This window comes from Pseudomonas sp. PSE14, assembly GCF_029203285.1.
In the GTDB taxonomy this organism is placed as follows: domain Bacteria; phylum Pseudomonadota; class Gammaproteobacteria; order Pseudomonadales; family Pseudomonadaceae; genus Pseudomonas.
In genome coordinates, this window is the sequence record NZ_CP115669.1 from 4,935,258 (window position 1) to 4,952,335 (window position 17,078).

Here is a 17,078-nt window from a genome sequence, read left to right on the forward strand (position 1 = left end):
TCAGCCCTCCCACTCGAACGATTCGTGAATGGGCACGAAGGGCGTTGGCCTGCCGCTGTCGTACACAACGTGCCAGTACTGCGGCGGACGGCGCGCGGGCGTGTGTTTGTCGCAGGTAAAGCCCCGTTCCACCCGGTACGTCGAGTGGATCGAGCGCCACACTCCCGCGACCAGCGCCATCGTGGTAACGACCGTGAAGACTCGCGTAGGGCGGCACTCGGTGCAGGGTGTGGACCGGGAGACTGCGGGTTTCGCCAGTTCGCGACGGGACCAGCAGACAGAGCAGTCGCAGTCCGGCGCATGCGGCTTGCCCTGATACGCGCGGAGTAGGTTCATGACTCATGCCCTCACCCCGCGCACTCGGTAGCCCTGCAGGGCGCGTTCGCGGGTCAGGCTCCAGGAGCGAGGGGCTTCGGCGTCGGAGGGGAAGCAGGAGACGGCTTCATCAACCCACTGCTGGCATTCCGCGCGGGAAGCGCCTTGATGAACACGGTGCCAACGGCGCTGGTGAGTCGGGCCGTGGAAGGTGCACATCTCAACCAGGTAGCGATTACTCATCGTCGTAATCCCCTTGGCAGAAGATCGACTTGCCCCGGTCGAGGTCGCGGCGGATTTTGTGGAGGTTGATGACGCGGCGGCGGCCAATCTTGGCTGTCGGAACGGTCTTGGTTTCGACCCAGCCGCGCACCACGTCTTCGGTGATGTCCTCCAGGCCCAGCATCTGAGCGAATACCGCCTGGGAGCAGAATGGAGCGGTACGGAAGTCCGTGACCTTCTCCATCGCACCTGTAACGGTGAACCCCACTATTCCAGACTCTTCCATGTGAACCCCCTATAATCGCGGCTACCTACACATTCCGTGAAGGTGGAATATTTCCACAAGACAAGTGGAATATTACCACTCCCCGCGAAGAGTGGAATAATTCAACACTGACTTTTTAGATCAATATGGAATCAACGCAGGATAGGGTCCGTATATTTATGTCTAAGATAGGGCACCGAGAGGTGGGCCTTGCCACAGGCATAAAGGAAGAGCGGTGCAAAACCATCCGCTACGACAAGAGGGCAAACCTCCGTACGAATGAGCTTGATCTCATTGCGGAGCACTACCCCCAGTACTCCCTATGGCTACGCACAGGCAGAGTGGATCCAGCCAATGGAGAAATTAGCCCTGCTTACGACGAAGCTGATCGAAACTTGGCCGGACAAGACGCGGGATAGAGATTACTCAGACGGTTGCTAGGCGCTGGTTTGCCCGAGAGAAATCCGCCAGGAAGGAATGAAGCAGAAACACAGCCCTAGCCTCCTACGGCTAGTTAGACGGTAAAAGGCATGACCAGGGAATAGGTACTGCATTCCACATTTCAGTATTTTCCGATTGACGCTAGATGCCCTGAGCATATGGTCTGGCTAAGCCCCCATCTGCCGGGCTTAGTTGATCTTTCACTACAAGGACGTGAATCAGATGAAGACCATACTGGCTAGCCTCGCCCTCCTAAGCAGCTCCTCCCTCGCATTCGCCGAAGAGAAAACCGCCCTCGCCGAAGCCGCCGAGGCGATGAAACCCATTATCGAAGTCCCCGCGAATTACGTTCAGAAAAGCATCATGCAAAATCTGGCCAACGGGAAAGGCCCAATGGCAGAAGGAGCAAGGAATAACCTCAAGATGCAAGCTCAGCGCGAAAGGGAAGCTAACCGAGGCGTGCGAAAGCCCATGAAGGAATGTATAAAATCGGGGAATCTCATCGACGATGACGTAAGGGAGTGCACTGAAGGTTTAAGAGAAAGAAATTGGTAAATAGTTGTGGGCGGAAACCACCCACAATTTAGAAGATATCAAATCACCACTTTTGCGACAGACTTAAATTAGCACCTCGATACTCATCTGTTCGCTCCACGAGCTCTGCCAGCGAATCAGTCAACTCCTGATGCCCACTTTCCGGCGAGTACTGGATAAACTTAATCCTCATTGTCTCCGAGGCAATTGCCAGTAGGTCTTGATGAGCCTCCCCCTGGGGAAGGGTCATATAATGAAAGGGCATTCGCCCATGGGCAAATTGAATATCCTCGAACAACATTCTTATATCAGGATCGTCCATCCCACACCCAATAAAAAAGAATGTATGAGTTAGCGCCAGAGACTTTAGAATTTCGTAGAATAAAACATACTTTGTCCTCGCCTCAGCGTAATCCTTCCTAGTAAAAATAATTGACTGAGGATCATTCGCAGAACCATGCGTCTTCAATAGAAGGCGAGTATTCCCGCCATGAAGATAGTTCGCAATATCTTCACTTACATGAGTTTTAACAACCAAAGTCCCAGCCGAAACACCCAACGCATACGAGTCATAGATAGAATCAAAATTCGGGCTTGCAACTATAGAAACATCCAATTCATAAATAGATTTATGAATTGGCGCGGGTTGATACCCAGACCGCTGATACTCCGCCTGCACCATGTCAATGAAAGCGTCTCGACCGATTTTGCTTTTTATGATCTCACAAGCCGTAAGATAATCCTTTCTCTCAAGCAACTCCTCGACATACTCCGTCCCGGCGATATGCTGGAGGCAGCTCCTCAAAAACTCCTCCCATGCAGCAGGCCTTTTCCCCTGAGCATTTTCGGAATTCTTTGAGACACCGGCACCAATCATGACAACACATCTTCTTCTTGCAATTGCCTCAACCAACCCAGTAGGCCAATCAATCATTTTCCTACTCGCTCAGCCAAGTTTTTTGCAATGCGGTGGAAGAACTCTGCCGCCTCAGAAACCCTAGTATATTGAGAACCCACAACGCCATCCTTGGATGCAAGCTCAAAAATCGGTGCATGAGCATGCTGCGATAGAGGAACGACACTGCTCAAACTCGGAATTTCACCTAAATTCAAGCTTTCTGATTTCTCTCCAAAGAACTCACAAAGCTCGATCAATTCATCCCGTTGCTTCGTGATAATTTTCTCAAATGCCGCTACAGGCTGCCGAACCCCGCCTTTACTCTTCGCTCGATATTGTTGCATTACGTACCCAGCGAATCCAAGATTCCAAGAAACTGGAACCCCAGCAATGTCAAACTGCTGCCCCTTTTCATTCTTAATATGTTCTTGGATCGCCCCTTCCAGCGACTCTTTCCAACTCACAAAAGACTTAATTATATTCTCAACGGCCATCATGCTAAATATATCGACCGATAGAGGCATAACAAAATAATTAACAGCCAAAAGAATGGAACGATTTAGAGCACCTAATGATGGCCCCATATCAACAAGCACTAAATCATATGAACCCAACCTACTGAGCAGTTCCCTAATTGCATAGGTAGTTTGGAATCCTCGTGGGTCGCCATTCTTAGTGGCTGCCCAGTCAGTGGCCAAAAGATCCTCACGGATGGACAGCTTAGGATCACCAACTATCAAATCAACGCCAAACCTTTCACTCCTTACAATATTTGGAAGCTCACTAGGATATCCCCTTCCTTTCCGAATCGGCTCGTAGAATGCATCAATACTATAATATTGATCATCTAAAAAAATATTCTCCAGCTGTTCCTCACTAAGCAAGTAAGCAGAAGCATTACATTGTGGATCAGCGTCTACGACCAGAACCTTTTTGCCATGCATAATTGAAAGTGAAGCAGCCAGATTACACAAAAGTGTCGTTTTACCCACGCCACCCTTGTTATTAAAAAAGCCAATACTAACCACGTTACCCCCTAGGAAATTCACCTAATCTTAATCAATACCGCAATACCGCAATACCGCAGGAGCGAATCAATTATATATTCATCCACTAAATTCTCTTTACCCCCGGCATGCAAGCAGAAAAGGGGACAGATTTATTTTTGCTGACTACATCAGCTTTCTAACACCCCGACAAACAGGAAACTTAGTACACCCCCAAAACTCAGAACCTATATTAGAGCCGCGTTTAGCTGTCCTGATAACCATGTGCTCATTACACACAGGGCAAAGGGGCACTGAGGGCAGTTCAGTTGCTTTGTCGGTATTACTGCTCTCTGGAGCAGCAGGTGTCGCTGTAGATCGGTTGGAAATCCAACGTTTGAGTAGCACTCCGTCGACCAACTGGATATTGCGCCCTTCAGCAAATGCCTTGGCTTCTGCGGTGTATCTGCCCGAAGTGACAACAAAGCCTCCCGCAGCCCCTTCTGCAGCCATCACACCGAAGAACTCGCGGATTACCGTGACGCCAACGTTGATGGCTTTCCACTGTTTGCACTGAACCAGATACTTGTCCGTTCCCAGGTGCAATACGAGGTCGACGCCGCCATCCGGCCCGTTGCCGCCCTTTTCGATAACGGTGAAGCCCTTGCAGCGGAAGGTCTCGCCCACCAGCTGCTCAAACTCGCGCCAGCTGATGCCTTCAATGGTTTGCCCAGACTCTCTCGCATTCGCCACGTTTGCGCGCAACCGCCTACGTTCGGCCCTGGCAAGCACAGAGCCGATGGCGCCGATTACGAATACCGCAGGCAGCACGAACTGGCCGAAAAAGGCAAAAGTTCGGAATATCTGGCCAACCATGAACGGCCCCAGCTGATGCGCGCCCTTCAGGGTGTCCGGCGACTTATCCGCAATAGGGTGAAGAATGAGCCAACTGCCCACGGCAATGAGCAGGCTTACCCACCAGGGCAAGCGGCTGGCGATCTCTATGAGGTCCTCGATGAGCGAGGCTCTGCGGCGACGAGCCATCCCAGTCTCCTAAACACGCGTCCATTCATGGCCAGAGGCCATACGCGGAAGCTAGCGCGAGGCGCTAGTACCCGTAAAGACTTTAGGGTGACTACATAAGGCCAATTGTCAGAAACAGCCTGTTGAAGTGAGGTTTTGTCGCCTTTGAAAGGCCCGATTTACAAGGCTTCGGGGTAGCGCGGGGTAACTCTCATGCGATTCATAATGCTGATGTCCCAGGTTCAAGTCCCGGTGTAGCCACCATATCTCGAAAGGGGTTTAGCGAAAGCTAAACCCCTTTTCTTTTGCCTGCAGGAAACACCCTGCTTCGGCACCCAGATCAGAGCCGTTTCCTCGCCGCAGCGTAAGCCTCTCCGCGCTCCCGCTTTCCTGCAGCAATCACCTCGATGATCAGCTCGCCATCATCCACTCGATAGACGAGCCGGTAGCCGACGTCCTTCAGCTTGATCTTGTAGCAGTCCTTCATGCCGGTGAGTTTGTCCTTCTCCACCCGTGGGTTGGCAAGGCGCTCTGCCAGCTTCTTCTTGAAGGCGGCGCGGATTGGCTCAGGCAGTTTCCGCCATTCCCGTTCTGCACTGTCCTTGATTCTAAGCTTGTACTGCGAGGGTCCGTTTGCAGGCTCAGAGTTCATCCAATGAAATTTCCCGAGAAGGTTCGTCACTGCGCTCCTTCACGAGCCGGGCCAGGTGGGCATCGTCCAGAGCTTCCAGCATCCGCTCATAGACATCCGGAGGCACTGCGTAGAACGCCGGAGCGTTCCGATTCAAGATCACCACAGTCTTGCCACGCCCGGCCTCGATGGTCCCCATGGGGTCCTTCTTCAGCTCAGTGATAGAAGCTGCAACATCCGCTAGAACGGAATGTGCCATGGGTAAAGAACTCCTGCCGCATCAAGTGCGTCTCATCAAATGGAAATCACCGAAAAGCGACCGAGTCGGCTCGTTGTAAAAAAGCGTCGGCTCTACGATTTGGCCAAGAAAAAATAGCACTCTTAAAAGTGCCTTTCAATAACCTCCAAAGGCACTCTAAGCTAACTTGCTAAGCCGTCCTAGAGTCCCCACCGCCAGCGCAGCTCGATGAACTCCCGAGCCACCGCTTCCGTGCCGGCCAGCTCCTGCCCCAGGGCGGGCAGGCTGTAGCGGGTTTCCTTGCGAGTGATCGAGTCCGGCAAAAATCACCGCCTGCATTAGATCCGCGCTTCGCAATTCTCCTCACCATCCCAGCATTACAAATTGGACAGGAAGGTGCCGCTGGTGATGCGGGGTCACCTTCAGAGTTACCTCGGAGACGTCCCTGCTTCTCCGCACTGATATTTCCCGCAATCCACCGTCGCGTGAGCCCCCATCCACTAGCTGGATATTCCGCCCTTTCGCGAACTCCTTGGCGTCATCCATATAACTCCCAGACGCCACGACAAACCCACCCGAAGCACCCTGCGCAGCCATCACGCCGAAGAATTCACGGATACCCGCAACGACACCCGGTGCCCCGCAAAGTCCTCCCGTGCATGGTGAATCAGGTCATCCTGCGCTTCTCCGCGTGTGGCCGTGGAGAGCACTTCCCCAAAGTTCTCCGGCGCCAGCACCACGGGCATGCGGTGGTGGATGTGCTCGAGGCTCGCTGCGGCGGATCTGGTCAGCAGGGCGCAGGAGAGGACGGGCTCGCCGTTGGGGTTTATCCACAGGGACCAGAAGCCGGCGAAGACGATGATGGGATTGGCGGGGCTGTGGATGAAGTACGGCTGGTGGACCTGGCGGCCGGCGGGGTTGCGTACGTTCTCCTTCTCGTTCCATTCGTGCAGGCATCAGGCAGCGGGTGTTGCGTAGGGCGTGGCGCCAGAGAGGCTTGCAGGCGGCTTCCTCGCTGCGGGCGATGAAGGCGTAGCGCGACGGGTGGACTCCTCCACCAGTTTGGGATCAGGCCCCAGCGGGCGGGCAGCAGTTCGAGTTGGCCGCCTTCGTCCTGGCGCAGGATGGACACGGTCATGGCCGGGGCAACGTTGTAGCAGGCTTCCAACCAGAGCGGCGGCGGGCGGGCGCCGATGTGTCAGTAGCGTTCGATGGCGGCCTCTTCGGGGGCTGACGTAGCGTCCGCACATGCCGGGCACCTTGGGGAAGGTGGTGCTTTCAGCGTAGTTCCGTGCGGTGGCCGGCGGACATCATGGCGACCAGCGAGGTCGGTCAATCAGTTCAGGCGCTGCAATACGCCCTGCCCGATCACCTTGGTGCTATCTCCACCGAAGTCCACACTCCCCTCCTCCCGCAGGAAGCCATCCACCGCCGCATCGATGCGCTCGGCCAGTTCGGGCAGTTGCCAGTGGTGACGCAGCAACATGCCGGCGCTGAGGATGGCGGCGAGGGGGTTGGCGCGGCCGGTGCCGGCGATGTCGGGGGCGCTGCCGTGGACGGGTTCGGCGAGGGCGATGCCGTCGCCGAGGTTGAGCGACGGGGCCATGCCGAGGCCGCCGCCCCAGTGGCTGGCGAGGTCAGAGAGGATGTCGCCGAAGAGGTTGGTGGTGACGATCAGGTCGAAGGCTTCGGGGCGTTCCACCAGTTGCAGGGCGGCGACGTCGACCAGGCGTTCGTCGAGTACGTCGCTCCAGCCGTCTTCCACCAGGCGGTCGCGGCAGGTGTCGCGGAACAGGCCGCAGGTGAGCGGGAGGACGTTGGCCTTGTGGACCAGGGTGATGCGTCGGGCGCCACGCTGGCGGGCGATGCGCGAGGCGTCGGCGGCCAGGCGGTCGCAGGCAGCGCGGGTGATGACCCGTTCGGCGATGGCCACGCCTTCGGATTCCCAGTGTTCGCGGCCGCTGTAGAGGCCTTGGCTGTTCTCGCGCAGGATCAGCAGGTCGACGCCGGCGTGGTGTGAGACGTGCGGGCGAGTACGCACCGGGCGCAGGTTGAGGCTGAGCACCAGCTCCTGGCGCAGAGTGAGGATGGCGCTGCGGTAGCCTTCGACGCGGTGGCTGGGAGAGGAGACGGCACCGAACAGGCCTGCGCCACAGGCGCGCAGGCGCGCCAAGGTGGTGTCGGGCACCGAAACACCGCGCCGTTCGAAGCAGCCCCAGCCGGCTTCGGCTTCTTCTACGCGCAGGTTGGGCAGCAGCCGCTGCAGTACCTGGACCGCCACCGGCACCACTTCGCGGCCGATGCCGTCGCCGGGTATCACGCACAACCGATGCATCGCTGACCTCCGCTCGCCGTCTGTCCTTTCATGATCCGCCCTCGCTCCTCGCTGAGGGGCGCGGGCGGACGGTCGGCTCAGAGTTGCCCGAGCGGGCGCAGGCGGTATTGCGGCGGCAGTTGGTCGAGGCCGCTGACGGTGACGTTGAGGTTCTTCCAGCGACCGTCGTTGATGCCGTAGATGCAGCCGTGCACGGAGAGCGGCTGGCCACGGTGCCAGGCGTTCTGGACGATGCTGGTGTGGCTGACGTTGGCTACCTGCTGGATGACGTTGAGCTCGCAGAGGCGGTCGACGCGCTCGTCTTCCTTTTCGAACTGGCCGAGATGATCGCGGAATTCGTAGGCGAGGTCGCGGATGGTGCGCAGCCAGCCGTCGATCAGGCCAAACTGGCGGTCCTGCAGGGCGGCGCGCACGCCGCCGCAGCCGTAGTGGCCGGTGACCAGGATGTGCTTCACCTTGAGCACGTCGACGGCGTACTGGATGACCGACAGACAGTTGAGGTCGGTGTGCAGCACGACGTTGGCGACGTTGCGGTGGACGAACAGGTCGCCGGGCAGCATGCCGACGATCTCGTTGGCCGGCACGCGGGCGTCGGAGCAGCCGATCCACAGGTATTCGGGGGTCTGCTGCCGGGCCAGCTTGGCGAAGAAGTCCGGGTCTTCCCGCTTGATCGCTTCGGCCCAGCGTTCGTTGTTGTCGAACAGTTCCTGCAGATCGCTCATGGTCGGCTCCTCATCGTTGGCTGCCGCACCTTACGCAGCATGGGCGCGCCTGACAAGGCGCTTTCAGCGGGCCGCGTTCAGTCGCCACCAGCGCGGCGGGCGGAGGGTCTCCTGCTGCGCCAGCTGGTGCCAGGCGTCGTGCCAGGCCTGGGCTTCGGCGGCCAGGCGCGGCCAATCCAGCGTGCGCCTGTCCAACGCGGCCAGCAACTCGGTTTCCAGCCAGCCGTGGCCGGCGCGCAGGGCGTCGGCGAAGCCGGGATCGGCCAGGGCGCGCTGGTGCACGGTTTCGAAGCGCCACCAGAGGGATTCTTCCACCGCCGCCTCCTCGCGGCTGAGCAGGCCCGTGCCGGCTCCGGGCTCGAAGCCCAGCGGCTGGAACATCGACAGGCACGGTGCCGAGGTGCCGGTGGCGGCCATGCGCGGCGAGCCGCCGTCGAGCCGGGCGATCAGGCTGGCGGTGGTCTGCGAGGGCCGCCAGAAGCTGCCGGCGTGCAGACAGACCTGGCGGTTGTCGTGGCGCGAGAGCCTATGCCCGCGGTGGCCGTGGCTGCGCAGGGCGACCACCAGCGCCAGCCAGTCGACCTTGGCCGGACAGTGGGCGAGGAATTCCTGGTTGAGCTGCCGCCGCTGCCGCGCCCCGGCGATCCAGGGCAGCACGCGGCCGTCGAAGGCGCGGGCGAAGTGGAAATCGCCACGACCGTTCCAGCAACCCAGACGGCACGCATGGTCCTCCAGATTGGCGCTGGCGAGGTCGTAGTCGTGGCCGAGGGTCAGAGCGTTGGAGATGGCCCAGCGCTCGACCTTTTTCGCAGCCCACAGCCGGCCGGCGGTTTCCAGCACCCAGGCCTCCTGCGGGTCGGCGATGAGGTAGCTGTTGTCGTAGCGCATACGCTTGTTGCGGTAGCCGGCCGGTCCGCCCTGGCCGTGGCGCTCCAGCAATTCGGTGATGACGGCCAGCGCCTCGCGGGCGGTCGACGCGCGTTCCAGGGCCAGGCGCAGGAGGTCCATGCCCAGCAGCGCCTCACCTTCGCGCAGGGTCAGGCGGGTGAATACGGCTTCGTTGCCGATGGCCACGCCGCGTTCGTTGACGCCCATCTCGGCGCCCCACAGCCAGGCCGGCTGGCTGAGGATGACGGCATGGCGCTCGGCGGTCTGGGGAATTTCCAGGTAGGTGGTGCGCACCGTCGCCGCGCGGTCGCCGTGCACGGCCGGCAGGCGGATCAGGCGTTGCGGTTCGGCGGGCTCGCGGTCGCTGTTCTTGGCGAACCAGGTGGCTCCGTCGCTACGCAATACCAAGGTGTCGCACATAATCCTCCTCCCCGTGATCGTCTCTCGCGCCAAGCACTTCGCTCGCCGCGCGTTCCCCGGCCTCCACGGCCCCGTCGAAATAGCCCATCCAGCGCGTCGCCGTTTCGGTGCCGGCAAAGTGCAGTCGACCGTAGGGCTCGCGCAGCCGCGCGGCGCCGCTGGTCCACAGTCCCGGTGGGAATAACGCGGCATAGCAGCCACGGGCGAAGGGTTCCTCGGCCCAGGATTTGTCCACGTAATCCACCGGCTTGAGCGCCGCCTCGCCGAAGTAACGGGCGAAGCAGTCGAGCACCTGGCCACGACGGTCGCCTGCCGGCCGCGCGTTCCATTGCCGCGCCTCGTCGCCTTCGATGAAGCCGAGCAGCACGCCACGCGGCGAGTCGGGGACACTGTTGTCGAAGGTCAGGCGCACCGGACCGACCTCGCTGGTGGCCTGGCCGGAGAAGCCCCGGTCGCGCCAGAAGGGTTTGTCGTAGAGCGCCATGCACTTGATCACCGCGCCTTGCGGCAGGCGTTGCAGGAGCTGATCGCGCCAGCTGGGCAGCAGGGGTTCCTGGGTGATGCGCAGCAGTTGTGTCGGAGGGATGGCGAAGATCACCCGCGAGGCGTGGTGCACGCCACGGTCGCTGACCAGTTCGACGCCACGGTCGTTCTGCCGTACGGCGCGGATCGGCTCGCCGGTGAGCACCGCGTCACCCAGGCGCTCGGCAAGAGTCTGGCAGATACTCTGGGAGCCACCGAGGATACGCTCCTGCTGGGCGCCGCCTTCGACGCCGAGCAGGGTGTCGAGGTTGGTGCCGCTGCGGATATAGAAGAGGACGTGGAGGAACGACAGGTCATGGGGGCTGGCGGCGAACACGGCGCCGCTCATCAGCTCGAAGACCTTGCGCCCGGTGGAGGTGCGCAGGTTGCGGCGCAGCCACTCGGCGAAGGTCAGGCTGTCCCACTGGCTGGCCTTGGGGTGCAGGCTGGGGTCGCTCAGGGGGACTTCCCGTGCCATGCGATCCAGGCGCACGTGGGCCTGCATCACATCCAGCAGGACGTGGGGAGGAAACTTGGGAATGGTGCCGCGATAGGGTTTGAGACGGCCGCCGAACAGGGTGAGGTTGTCGCCCTGGCTCCATTGCGGAAAGGTTGAAAGATTCAGCTCGGCGAGCAGGGAAAGGATGCGGTCCTGGGTCGCGCCGACCCACTGGCCGCCCACCTCGACCACTTCGCCGCTGGCGAAGCGATGGTTGAGGGTTCGTCCTCCGACGCGCTTGTTGGCCTCCAGCACTTTCACCCGTAGTCCGGCCGATGCCAGACGCCAGGCCGCGGTCAGCCCCGAGATACCGGCGCCCACCACGATCACATCGCTGCGATTCATGTTTGCGACCTTATGTTCTTGTTGTTATTGGTCCTAAGGGTAAGTCAGGAATGGTCGTCGGAAAAACCCGTCGGGCAGGAAATTTCCCGGTTTTTGTGGGGGAGTCGAGGTGAGGGATGGAGGTATCGCGGACGGAGTCAGCTCCTACGCAGGAGCTGACCTGTAGCAGCACAGCCATGCGCGCGAACGCGGGCATGGCCCGCTCCTACGGGGTGTATCTCGCCGCGGGCAGGAACAGCTCTCGTAGGAGCAATTGTCTGTGCATTCGTAGGGCGTACAACTGTTCGCGGTTGTACGCCCTACGGGATGGCCCGGCTCACTCGACCAGGGTGCAGGCCATCACCAGGGCATCTTCGCGACCACCGACCGCCGGGTAGTAGCCACGGCGCCGGCCGACTTCGTTGAAGCCGTAGCGCTCGTACAGGCGGTAGGCCGGCTGGTTGGACTCGCGCACTTCGAGGAAGCATTCCACCGCGCCCCGTTCGTGGGCGCGCTTCATCAAGTGCTCCAGCAGGGTCAGGCCCAGGCCGCGGCCCTGGTTCTCCGGCTTGACGGTGATGTTGAGCAGGTGCGCCTCGTCGAGGATCAGCTGGATCACGCCGTGGCCGACCTGCTGGGTGCCTTCGAACATCACCCAGCATTCATAGCTGTTCAGGGCATCGGTGAAGATGCCGCGCGTCCAGGGATGGCTGAAGGCGGCGTATTCGATCTTGAGAACGGCATCGAGGTCCGCCTCGGTCATCGGGCGGAAGGAAACGGCATCGCTCATGCGGTGGTCTGACTCATCCAGCGTTGCCGAACCCGGCGCATGGCGCGCCACAGGTCGGCTTTCAAAGAGGGTTCTTCGGCCAGGCGTTCGAGGCCCGGCAGGGCCCAGGCGACACCCAGGCCTTCGACTTGCAGCTCGCGCAGCAGGGACTCTTCGTCCGCTTCGCCGGCGTAGCGCACGGCGGGCATGCCGACCAGCCACAGCAAGCGGCAGGGTGCACCGTCTTCCAGGCGGGCGGCGACGAAGCCCTGGACGAACTCGCGGGCGGCCTGCGGCCCCTGGTCCATGTTGCCGCCGGCGAACAGCGGCCAGCGCACCGGCTCACCCAGCAGTTGCGGGCTCTCCGGCAGGCCGGCGGCGCGCAGCAGGTCCTTCAGCAACAGGTAGGCCGGGTCACGGCTGGCCAGGGGCTCGCCGGTAGGCAGTTCCACCAGCAGGGCACACTCGCCGGCGCGCAGCAATTGCAGGGCGAAGCGTGGCGGCGGCGCGACCGGGGCGCGGACCACGGGTTCGGCTTCCGCCGGAGCCGGTTCTTCAGCGCTCACAGGGGCCGTCGCCTTGACTGGCGACGCAGGCTTGGGCATCAGGCGGGCGGCGATCGAGCCGGGCTCACCCACGGGCGCGGCAGCAGGAGCGGCTGCAACCGGGGCGGCTTCGCGCGCGACTTCGGCGATGGGCGCCAGCGGCGCTTTCTCGACGACGATTGGCGCGGGCGTTTCCAGCAGTTCCGGGCGCGACGGTGCGGCGAACGGCAACGCCACGCGCGGCAGCCAGGTGGCGACCTGCATGGCGCCGAGGTAGGCGCGGCGGCGGGCTTCTTCGATCAAGGGGCGGTTACCTGTAAGTGAAGCCTGCACGAGCAGGCCGGCACATCGAGGCGGGATTGTCGCGTGAAACGCGCCGAGGGGAAAGGCCGGTCAGCGGTTACTGGGTGCCGAACACATACACGTTACCGGTCAGCTTGATCGCGCCGGTGGCCTGGTAGGTGAGCAGGTTGGTCTGCTGCAGGCCGCTGGCGGCGACCTTGCCCTGGTTGGCGCCGCCGAGGGTGAACTGCAGGTTGGTGGCGCTGGCATTGGTCAGGCCGATCTTCATGGCCTGGCGGTTGAACAGCGCGCCGTCGCCGTTGAAGCCGCTGTTGATGGTCACTATGTCCAGGCTCATGCCATCGAAGCTGAAGGCGCCCTTGATGTTGTCCAGCACGATGAAACCGGTGCTGTTGAGCGGCTGGATCGCCAGGCGCGCACCGCAACCACCGGTGCAGCGGGTGTCGCTGGCCACCGGGGCGAGGTTGAAGTTGACGCTCAGGCTGACGCCGTCCTGGCCGCTGACGTCGGACATCTCGCTGTCGTCCAGGTTGCGCATCTCGGCGTGGGCGCCAGCGGCGGCGAGCAGCAGCAAGGCACTCAGGAATCGACGGGGCAGGCGGTTCACGGCGATGCTCCTCATGTCATTGGCGCGGCAGGTTGACGGTACGCACGTTCAGGTAGTCGATCCGCATGCCCCGTACAGCCTGGGAACCAAGGTCGGTACCGCCGATGTTCAGGTTCCCGATGCTGATATTGCTCTTCTGCACGTTCTGGTAGAAGGCGGTGTGGTTGGCCCAGGTGACGCCCGGGGCGTTGAGGACCAGGTCGCCGTTGCTGGCGACGGTGAGGGTCGCCGGCTGGTAGTTGGCGTCGCCCAGGTTGAGGTCGAAGTAGACGTTCTTGGCCACCACGCGGTCGCTGTCCGAGCAGACCTCGCAGCCACTGATGATCAGCTTGTCGGCGTACATCTGCAGGCTCATGGAGGCCTTCAGGCCGGCCGAGTCGCCCCACAGGTTGAGGTAGGAGCCGTTGAGGGTGAAGTTTTCCAGGGCGATGCTGAAGTAGTCCTGCCGCTGTGTGGTGGCGCCGCGGCTGCCGTCGCTGTTGTAGGCGACGCTGGGCAGGGTGAAGCGGGTCTTGATGCCGATGTCCAGGCCCTGGATACGGGTGCCGGCGGAACCGGGCATGGCGTCGGCCACCAGTTTCACCGTGGCGATGTTGTTTCCCGTGCGGGTGATGGTGCCGCCCACGCAGGTGGTGGCGCCGCTGCTTTGCGCCCCGCAGAGCTGAACGAACTTGTCGTAATCGCTGGCGCGCTGGCTGAGGGTGACGCCATTGCGGGTGACGTTCCAGGAGGCACTGAGGTTCTGCTGCGCGGTGCTCAGGTTGGAGGTACTGGTGTTGTAGCCGTCCACCGAGTCGTTGTAGGCCTTCACCCCGGTGTTGGTACTGCAACCGGCGATAAAGGAGCAGTCGTACTTGGCACCGAACTCCGGCTTGCTGGTACAGGCGATGCCCAGCACGTTGTCGCAGACCCGCGCGGGAGCTACGGCGTATGTGCTCTGCATGGTGCTGTAGTTGTTCTTCACCACGATCTGTGCGGCATCCACCTGGGCCTCGCGCTGGTTGACCACGACCATGTCAGCATCGATGCCCGACTTCAACGTGACCATGTCATTGGAATAGGTGCTCAGCAGGGTGTTGCGCTGGGTGGTCAGCGCGCTGAGCTCGCTATTGATCTTGCTGGTCGCCTTGGTGGGGTCGGTGCAACCGGCCTCGCCGAACAGGCAGCCCTGGTAGTAAGACCAGAGGCCGAACTTGTGCGTGTCGTTGATCGGGTCGGTCCAGGTCGGCGTCATCAACTGCAGCGCCTGCTGCCCGACCGGGATGTTGGCGCCAACCTTGTACTTGATCGGGCCGAAGGTGAAGGGATGCATGGGCGTGCCCATGTACGCCTTGGTGTCGAGCGTGCCACGCTGGCTGCCGGCGCCCTTGATGTAGGCACCGGTGATGTCCACCTGGACATCCTGGTTGGCGCTGTTCTTCACCCCGGTGATCTTCGCCGAGGCGCTGGCCTGGTCGTAGCTGAAGCCGTCGATGAAGAAGCCCAGGCCCGCGCCGCTGACTTCTCCCAGCTGGTCATCGTCCAGGGCCTTCATGGCCTGGGCCGGCAGGCAGAGCAGCCAGCCGAACAGGCAGGCGATGAGTGTGGCACGTGCGCTCATGTCAGCACCCCGCCGCCTGGGAGCCCATGCAGGTCGACTGGCGAGGCAGGCCGCGCAGGGCATCGTAGAGGTTGATCAGGATCGGATAGACCGCATCCGCGCCATTGCCCACCTTCGGGAAGTTGGCGAAGGCGCCGGACTGGGTGTTCACGAACTTGCCGGCATTGGCCAGGTCCTGCCAGGGCACGTTCTGGTTCTGCAGGGAGAAGAAGATGCCCTGGGCGCCGGTGTTGATATCGGTGGAGCCCGGCTTGCCGATGTAGATGGTCTTGTAGTTGGTCAGGTCGAAGCAGGTGGTCAGGCCCAGCGCCTGGCAGTTGTTGGTGGTCGACAGGGTCGGGATCAGTGCGGCGACCAGACCGCCCGAGTCGGAGTGTAACGAGTCACCCTTGGCGATGCCGATCTGGGTGGCGCGGTTGATCGGCTGGCCATTGATAGTGGCCTCGCCGGTGCCGGCCTTGAGCAGCACCACGTCGGCGTAGACCGGCGTATCCCCAGCCACGGCCAGCGCCAGGCAGTTGATCAGGTTCGGGCAGCCGTTGCGGGTGTAGTAGTCGTAGGCGATGGACGCCGGGCCGTAGATCTGGCCCTGCAGGTTGCCGGTGATCGACAGGATATCGCCGGACAGGTCGCCCTGCGCCTTGCCGAAGCCGACCCGTGCGCCCACCAGTTGGCGCACGCCGTTGTTGGTCTGGAAGGCGAACTCGACGTACGGATCCTGGATCTGGAACGGCACCACCTTGGCATCGGGCGAGTTGGCATTGTCCACCCGGCCGAGGGCGAAGTTGTTGATCAGGATGTCGGCCGGCTGGTTGGACACGGTGGTGGCGCCGGTGCGGGTGTAGTTGCCCAGGCTGAGCTGGTCGATGTTGGTCAGCAGGCTGATGTCGGCGCCGAAGTTGAGCCGGGTGTACTGGTAGTTCTGGTAGGTGGAGGCATCGACGGTGAGCATCGCGCCCTGCCCCGAGATCGCCGACAGCTCGTCGTCATCCATCGATTGCATGCGCGCCTGGGCGGAACAGGCCAGCAGGCCCCCGCAGAGCAAGGCAAGGGCACGCATGAGCGGACCGGAGGACTGACGCATGGCACTCTCCTCTGATGGGGAGCTGTTGTTATTGGAAGGGGACGCGCAACCGGCGCACGGCCGGTCCTTGGCAGCGACCGGAGGCTCGACCCCGTGATGCCACTATAGGAATTCGGCCGCCAAGGCGGCCCGACCCATAGTCGAGAAAATGTGCCTTCGGAAGTGAAAAACCTGCACGGGCGGAGCGAGGGGTTGGCAGGAGTTGTTACCCATCGTCACACCCGCGTTACAGATACCGGATCAGCGCTGGCGGAACAGGCCGATCAGGTGCTCGGCGATGGCGCCCTTGATGGAGTCCAGGTTCAGGCGTGAATGGCTCTGCAGCTTGGCGATGTTCAGGCGGTGCAGGTGCAGCGAGGGCATGCGCGCCTCGTATTCGCGCAGGTCGCCCTTGACCAGCACCGGCAGGAAGGAGTCCTCGCGCATCCGGTAGCGGTTGATCAGCACCTTCAGCCCGTCCTGGAATGGCAGCTCGCGGGACGCCACCAGGCGGTGCTCGCCGGGAATCTTCAGGTACAGGCCGCTGTAGCCCATGGTCTCGCCGGGCAGTATGTGGATACCGGTGGGCTCGACCGCGTCGGCGGGAATGTCATGGAAGGTGTCGAACCAGGCCTGCTCGTCCGGCAGGATGGTGATGCCGCCTTCCTGGCTTTCCGGAATCACGAAGCTGTAGTTGCTGTAGAGCTTCTCGACGTACGACGAATAGATGCACAGGCGGTTCTCGAAGCGCTGCAGGAAAGCGATGGCTTCGTTGCGGTCGGTGATGGCGTCCAGATCCCAGTCGAGGTCGTTCTGGCGCTCCAGTTCGGCCCACCGGGCTTTGGCAAGTGCGGCGTCGTAGGTCATGGTGATAAATCAGTCTTCGTCGACTGACTCTGGCAGAAAACATGCCAGAAAATTCAGCTAT

At 61.4% G+C, this 17,078-nt stretch carries 21 protein-coding genes; 1 reads left to right on the forward strand and 20 read right to left on the reverse strand.

Annotated elements, in window-relative coordinates:
* Genes O6P39_RS22645 through O6P39_RS22655 form a run of 3 tightly spaced genes read right to left on the reverse strand, consistent with a single transcriptional unit; the run spans nucleotide 1 to nucleotide 823 of the window.
* Nucleotides 1–336 (reverse strand): DUF5447 family protein, encoded by a 336-nt coding sequence (locus O6P39_RS22645; RefSeq protein WP_275608648.1) that lies wholly within the window; start codon nucleotides 334–336, stop codon nucleotides 1–3.
* 3 nt (nucleotides 337–339) lie between these two features.
* Nucleotides 340–558 carry a hypothetical protein gene (locus O6P39_RS22650; protein ID WP_275608649.1) on the reverse strand — a complete coding sequence of 73 codons (219 nt, stop codon included), beginning with the start codon at nucleotides 556–558 and terminating at the stop codon, nucleotides 340–342.
* On the reverse strand, nucleotides 551–823 hold the full coding sequence (locus O6P39_RS22655; protein ID WP_045217776.1) for a hypothetical protein: 273 nt from the start codon (nucleotides 821–823) through the stop codon (nucleotides 551–553). The genes O6P39_RS22650 and O6P39_RS22655 overlap by 8 nt, the downstream gene beginning before the upstream one ends.
* A gap of 642 nt (nucleotides 824–1,465) precedes the next feature.
* Between O6P39_RS22655 and O6P39_RS22660 the strand changes: the two genes are divergently transcribed.
* Nucleotides 1,466–1,798 (forward strand): hypothetical protein, encoded by a 333-nt coding sequence (locus O6P39_RS22660; RefSeq protein WP_275608650.1) that lies wholly within the window; start codon nucleotides 1,466–1,468, stop codon nucleotides 1,796–1,798.
* A 43-nt stretch (nucleotides 1,799–1,841) separates the two neighbouring features.
* Here O6P39_RS22660 and O6P39_RS22665 read toward each other — a convergent pair whose 3' ends face one another.
* The 17 genes from O6P39_RS22665 to O6P39_RS22745 all read right to left on the reverse strand — a co-directional run bounded on the left by O6P39_RS22665 (nucleotide 1,842) and on the right by O6P39_RS22745 (nucleotide 17,017).
* A complete protein-coding gene (locus O6P39_RS22665) occupies nucleotides 1,842–2,711 on the reverse strand; it encodes an SIR2 family protein (protein WP_275608651.1) in 870 nt (289 codons plus the stop codon).
* On the reverse strand, nucleotides 2,708–3,703 hold the full coding sequence (locus O6P39_RS22670; protein WP_275608652.1) for a ParA family protein: 996 nt from the start codon (nucleotides 3,701–3,703) through the stop codon (nucleotides 2,708–2,710). Before O6P39_RS22670 ends, O6P39_RS22665 begins: the two co-directional genes overlap by 4 nt.
* A gap of 144 nt (nucleotides 3,704–3,847) precedes the next feature.
* The gene (locus tag O6P39_RS22675) at nucleotides 3,848–4,705 is read right to left on the reverse strand and encodes a restriction endonuclease (protein ID WP_275608653.1); all 858 of its coding nucleotides are present in this window, start codon (nucleotides 4,703–4,705) and stop codon (nucleotides 3,848–3,850) included.
* A 319-nt stretch (nucleotides 4,706–5,024) separates the two neighbouring features.
* Complete coding sequence (locus O6P39_RS22680) at nucleotides 5,025–5,336, reverse strand: type II toxin-antitoxin system RelE/ParE family toxin (protein WP_275608654.1); 312 nt, start codon at nucleotides 5,334–5,336, stop codon at nucleotides 5,025–5,027.
* Nucleotides 5,326–5,574 (reverse strand): type II toxin-antitoxin system Phd/YefM family antitoxin, encoded by a 249-nt coding sequence (locus O6P39_RS22685; RefSeq protein ID WP_275608655.1) that lies wholly within the window; start codon nucleotides 5,572–5,574, stop codon nucleotides 5,326–5,328. Before O6P39_RS22685 ends, O6P39_RS22680 begins: the two co-directional genes overlap by 11 nt.
* A 179-nt stretch (nucleotides 5,575–5,753) precedes the next feature.
* Nucleotides 5,754–5,876: a hypothetical protein gene (locus O6P39_RS22690; RefSeq protein WP_275608656.1), complete on the reverse strand. Its 123-nt coding sequence runs from the start codon at nucleotides 5,874–5,876 to the stop codon at nucleotides 5,754–5,756.
* Between the two features lie 273 nt (nucleotides 5,877–6,149).
* Entirely contained in the window at nucleotides 6,150–6,506 is a 357-nt protein-coding gene (locus O6P39_RS22695) for an SOS response-associated peptidase family protein (RefSeq protein WP_275612012.1), read from the reverse strand.
* 383 nt (nucleotides 6,507–6,889) lie between these two features.
* Nucleotides 6,890–7,888 (reverse strand): isocitrate/isopropylmalate dehydrogenase family protein, encoded by a 999-nt coding sequence (locus O6P39_RS22700; RefSeq protein WP_275608657.1) that lies wholly within the window; start codon nucleotides 7,886–7,888, stop codon nucleotides 6,890–6,892.
* Between the two features lie 77 nt (nucleotides 7,889–7,965).
* On the reverse strand, nucleotides 7,966–8,610 hold the full coding sequence (can, locus tag O6P39_RS22705) for a carbonate dehydratase (RefSeq protein ID WP_275608658.1): 645 nt from the start codon (nucleotides 8,608–8,610) through the stop codon (nucleotides 7,966–7,968).
* Nucleotides 8,611–8,673: 63 nt separating this feature from the next.
* Nucleotides 8,674–9,918, reverse strand: coding sequence for a C69 family dipeptidase (locus O6P39_RS22710; RefSeq protein ID WP_275608659.1), 1,245 nt, complete (start codon nucleotides 9,916–9,918; stop codon nucleotides 8,674–8,676).
* Nucleotides 9,893–11,284 (reverse strand): flavin monoamine oxidase family protein, encoded by a 1,392-nt coding sequence (locus O6P39_RS22715; protein WP_275608660.1) that lies wholly within the window; start codon nucleotides 11,282–11,284, stop codon nucleotides 9,893–9,895. Before O6P39_RS22715 ends, O6P39_RS22710 begins: the two co-directional genes overlap by 26 nt.
* Before the next feature lie 316 nt (nucleotides 11,285–11,600).
* Nucleotides 11,601–12,053, reverse strand: a complete 453-nt coding sequence (rimI, locus tag O6P39_RS22720) for a ribosomal protein S18-alanine N-acetyltransferase (protein WP_275608661.1) — start codon at nucleotides 12,051–12,053, stop codon at nucleotides 11,601–11,603.
* Nucleotides 12,050–12,880, reverse strand: coding sequence for an energy transducer TonB (locus O6P39_RS22725; protein WP_275608662.1), 831 nt, complete (start codon nucleotides 12,878–12,880; stop codon nucleotides 12,050–12,052). Before O6P39_RS22725 ends, rimI begins: the two co-directional genes overlap by 4 nt.
* A 97-nt stretch (nucleotides 12,881–12,977) precedes the next feature.
* Nucleotides 12,978–13,487 (reverse strand): DUF6160 family protein, encoded by a 510-nt coding sequence (locus O6P39_RS22730; RefSeq protein ID WP_275608663.1) that lies wholly within the window; start codon nucleotides 13,485–13,487, stop codon nucleotides 12,978–12,980.
* A gap of 16 nt (nucleotides 13,488–13,503) precedes the next feature.
* Nucleotides 13,504–15,087 carry a hypothetical protein gene (locus O6P39_RS22735; protein WP_275608664.1) on the reverse strand — a complete coding sequence of 528 codons (1,584 nt, stop codon included), beginning with the start codon at nucleotides 15,085–15,087 and terminating at the stop codon, nucleotides 13,504–13,506.
* Nucleotide 15,088: 1 nt separating this feature from the next.
* Nucleotides 15,089–16,171 carry a hypothetical protein gene (locus O6P39_RS22740; RefSeq protein ID WP_275608665.1) on the reverse strand — a complete coding sequence of 361 codons (1,083 nt, stop codon included), beginning with the start codon at nucleotides 16,169–16,171 and terminating at the stop codon, nucleotides 15,089–15,091.
* A 240-nt stretch (nucleotides 16,172–16,411) separates the two neighbouring features.
* On the reverse strand, nucleotides 16,412–17,017 hold the full coding sequence (locus O6P39_RS22745; protein ID WP_275608666.1) for a hypothetical protein: 606 nt from the start codon (nucleotides 17,015–17,017) through the stop codon (nucleotides 16,412–16,414).
* Nucleotides 17,018–17,078 lie beyond the last annotated feature (61 nt).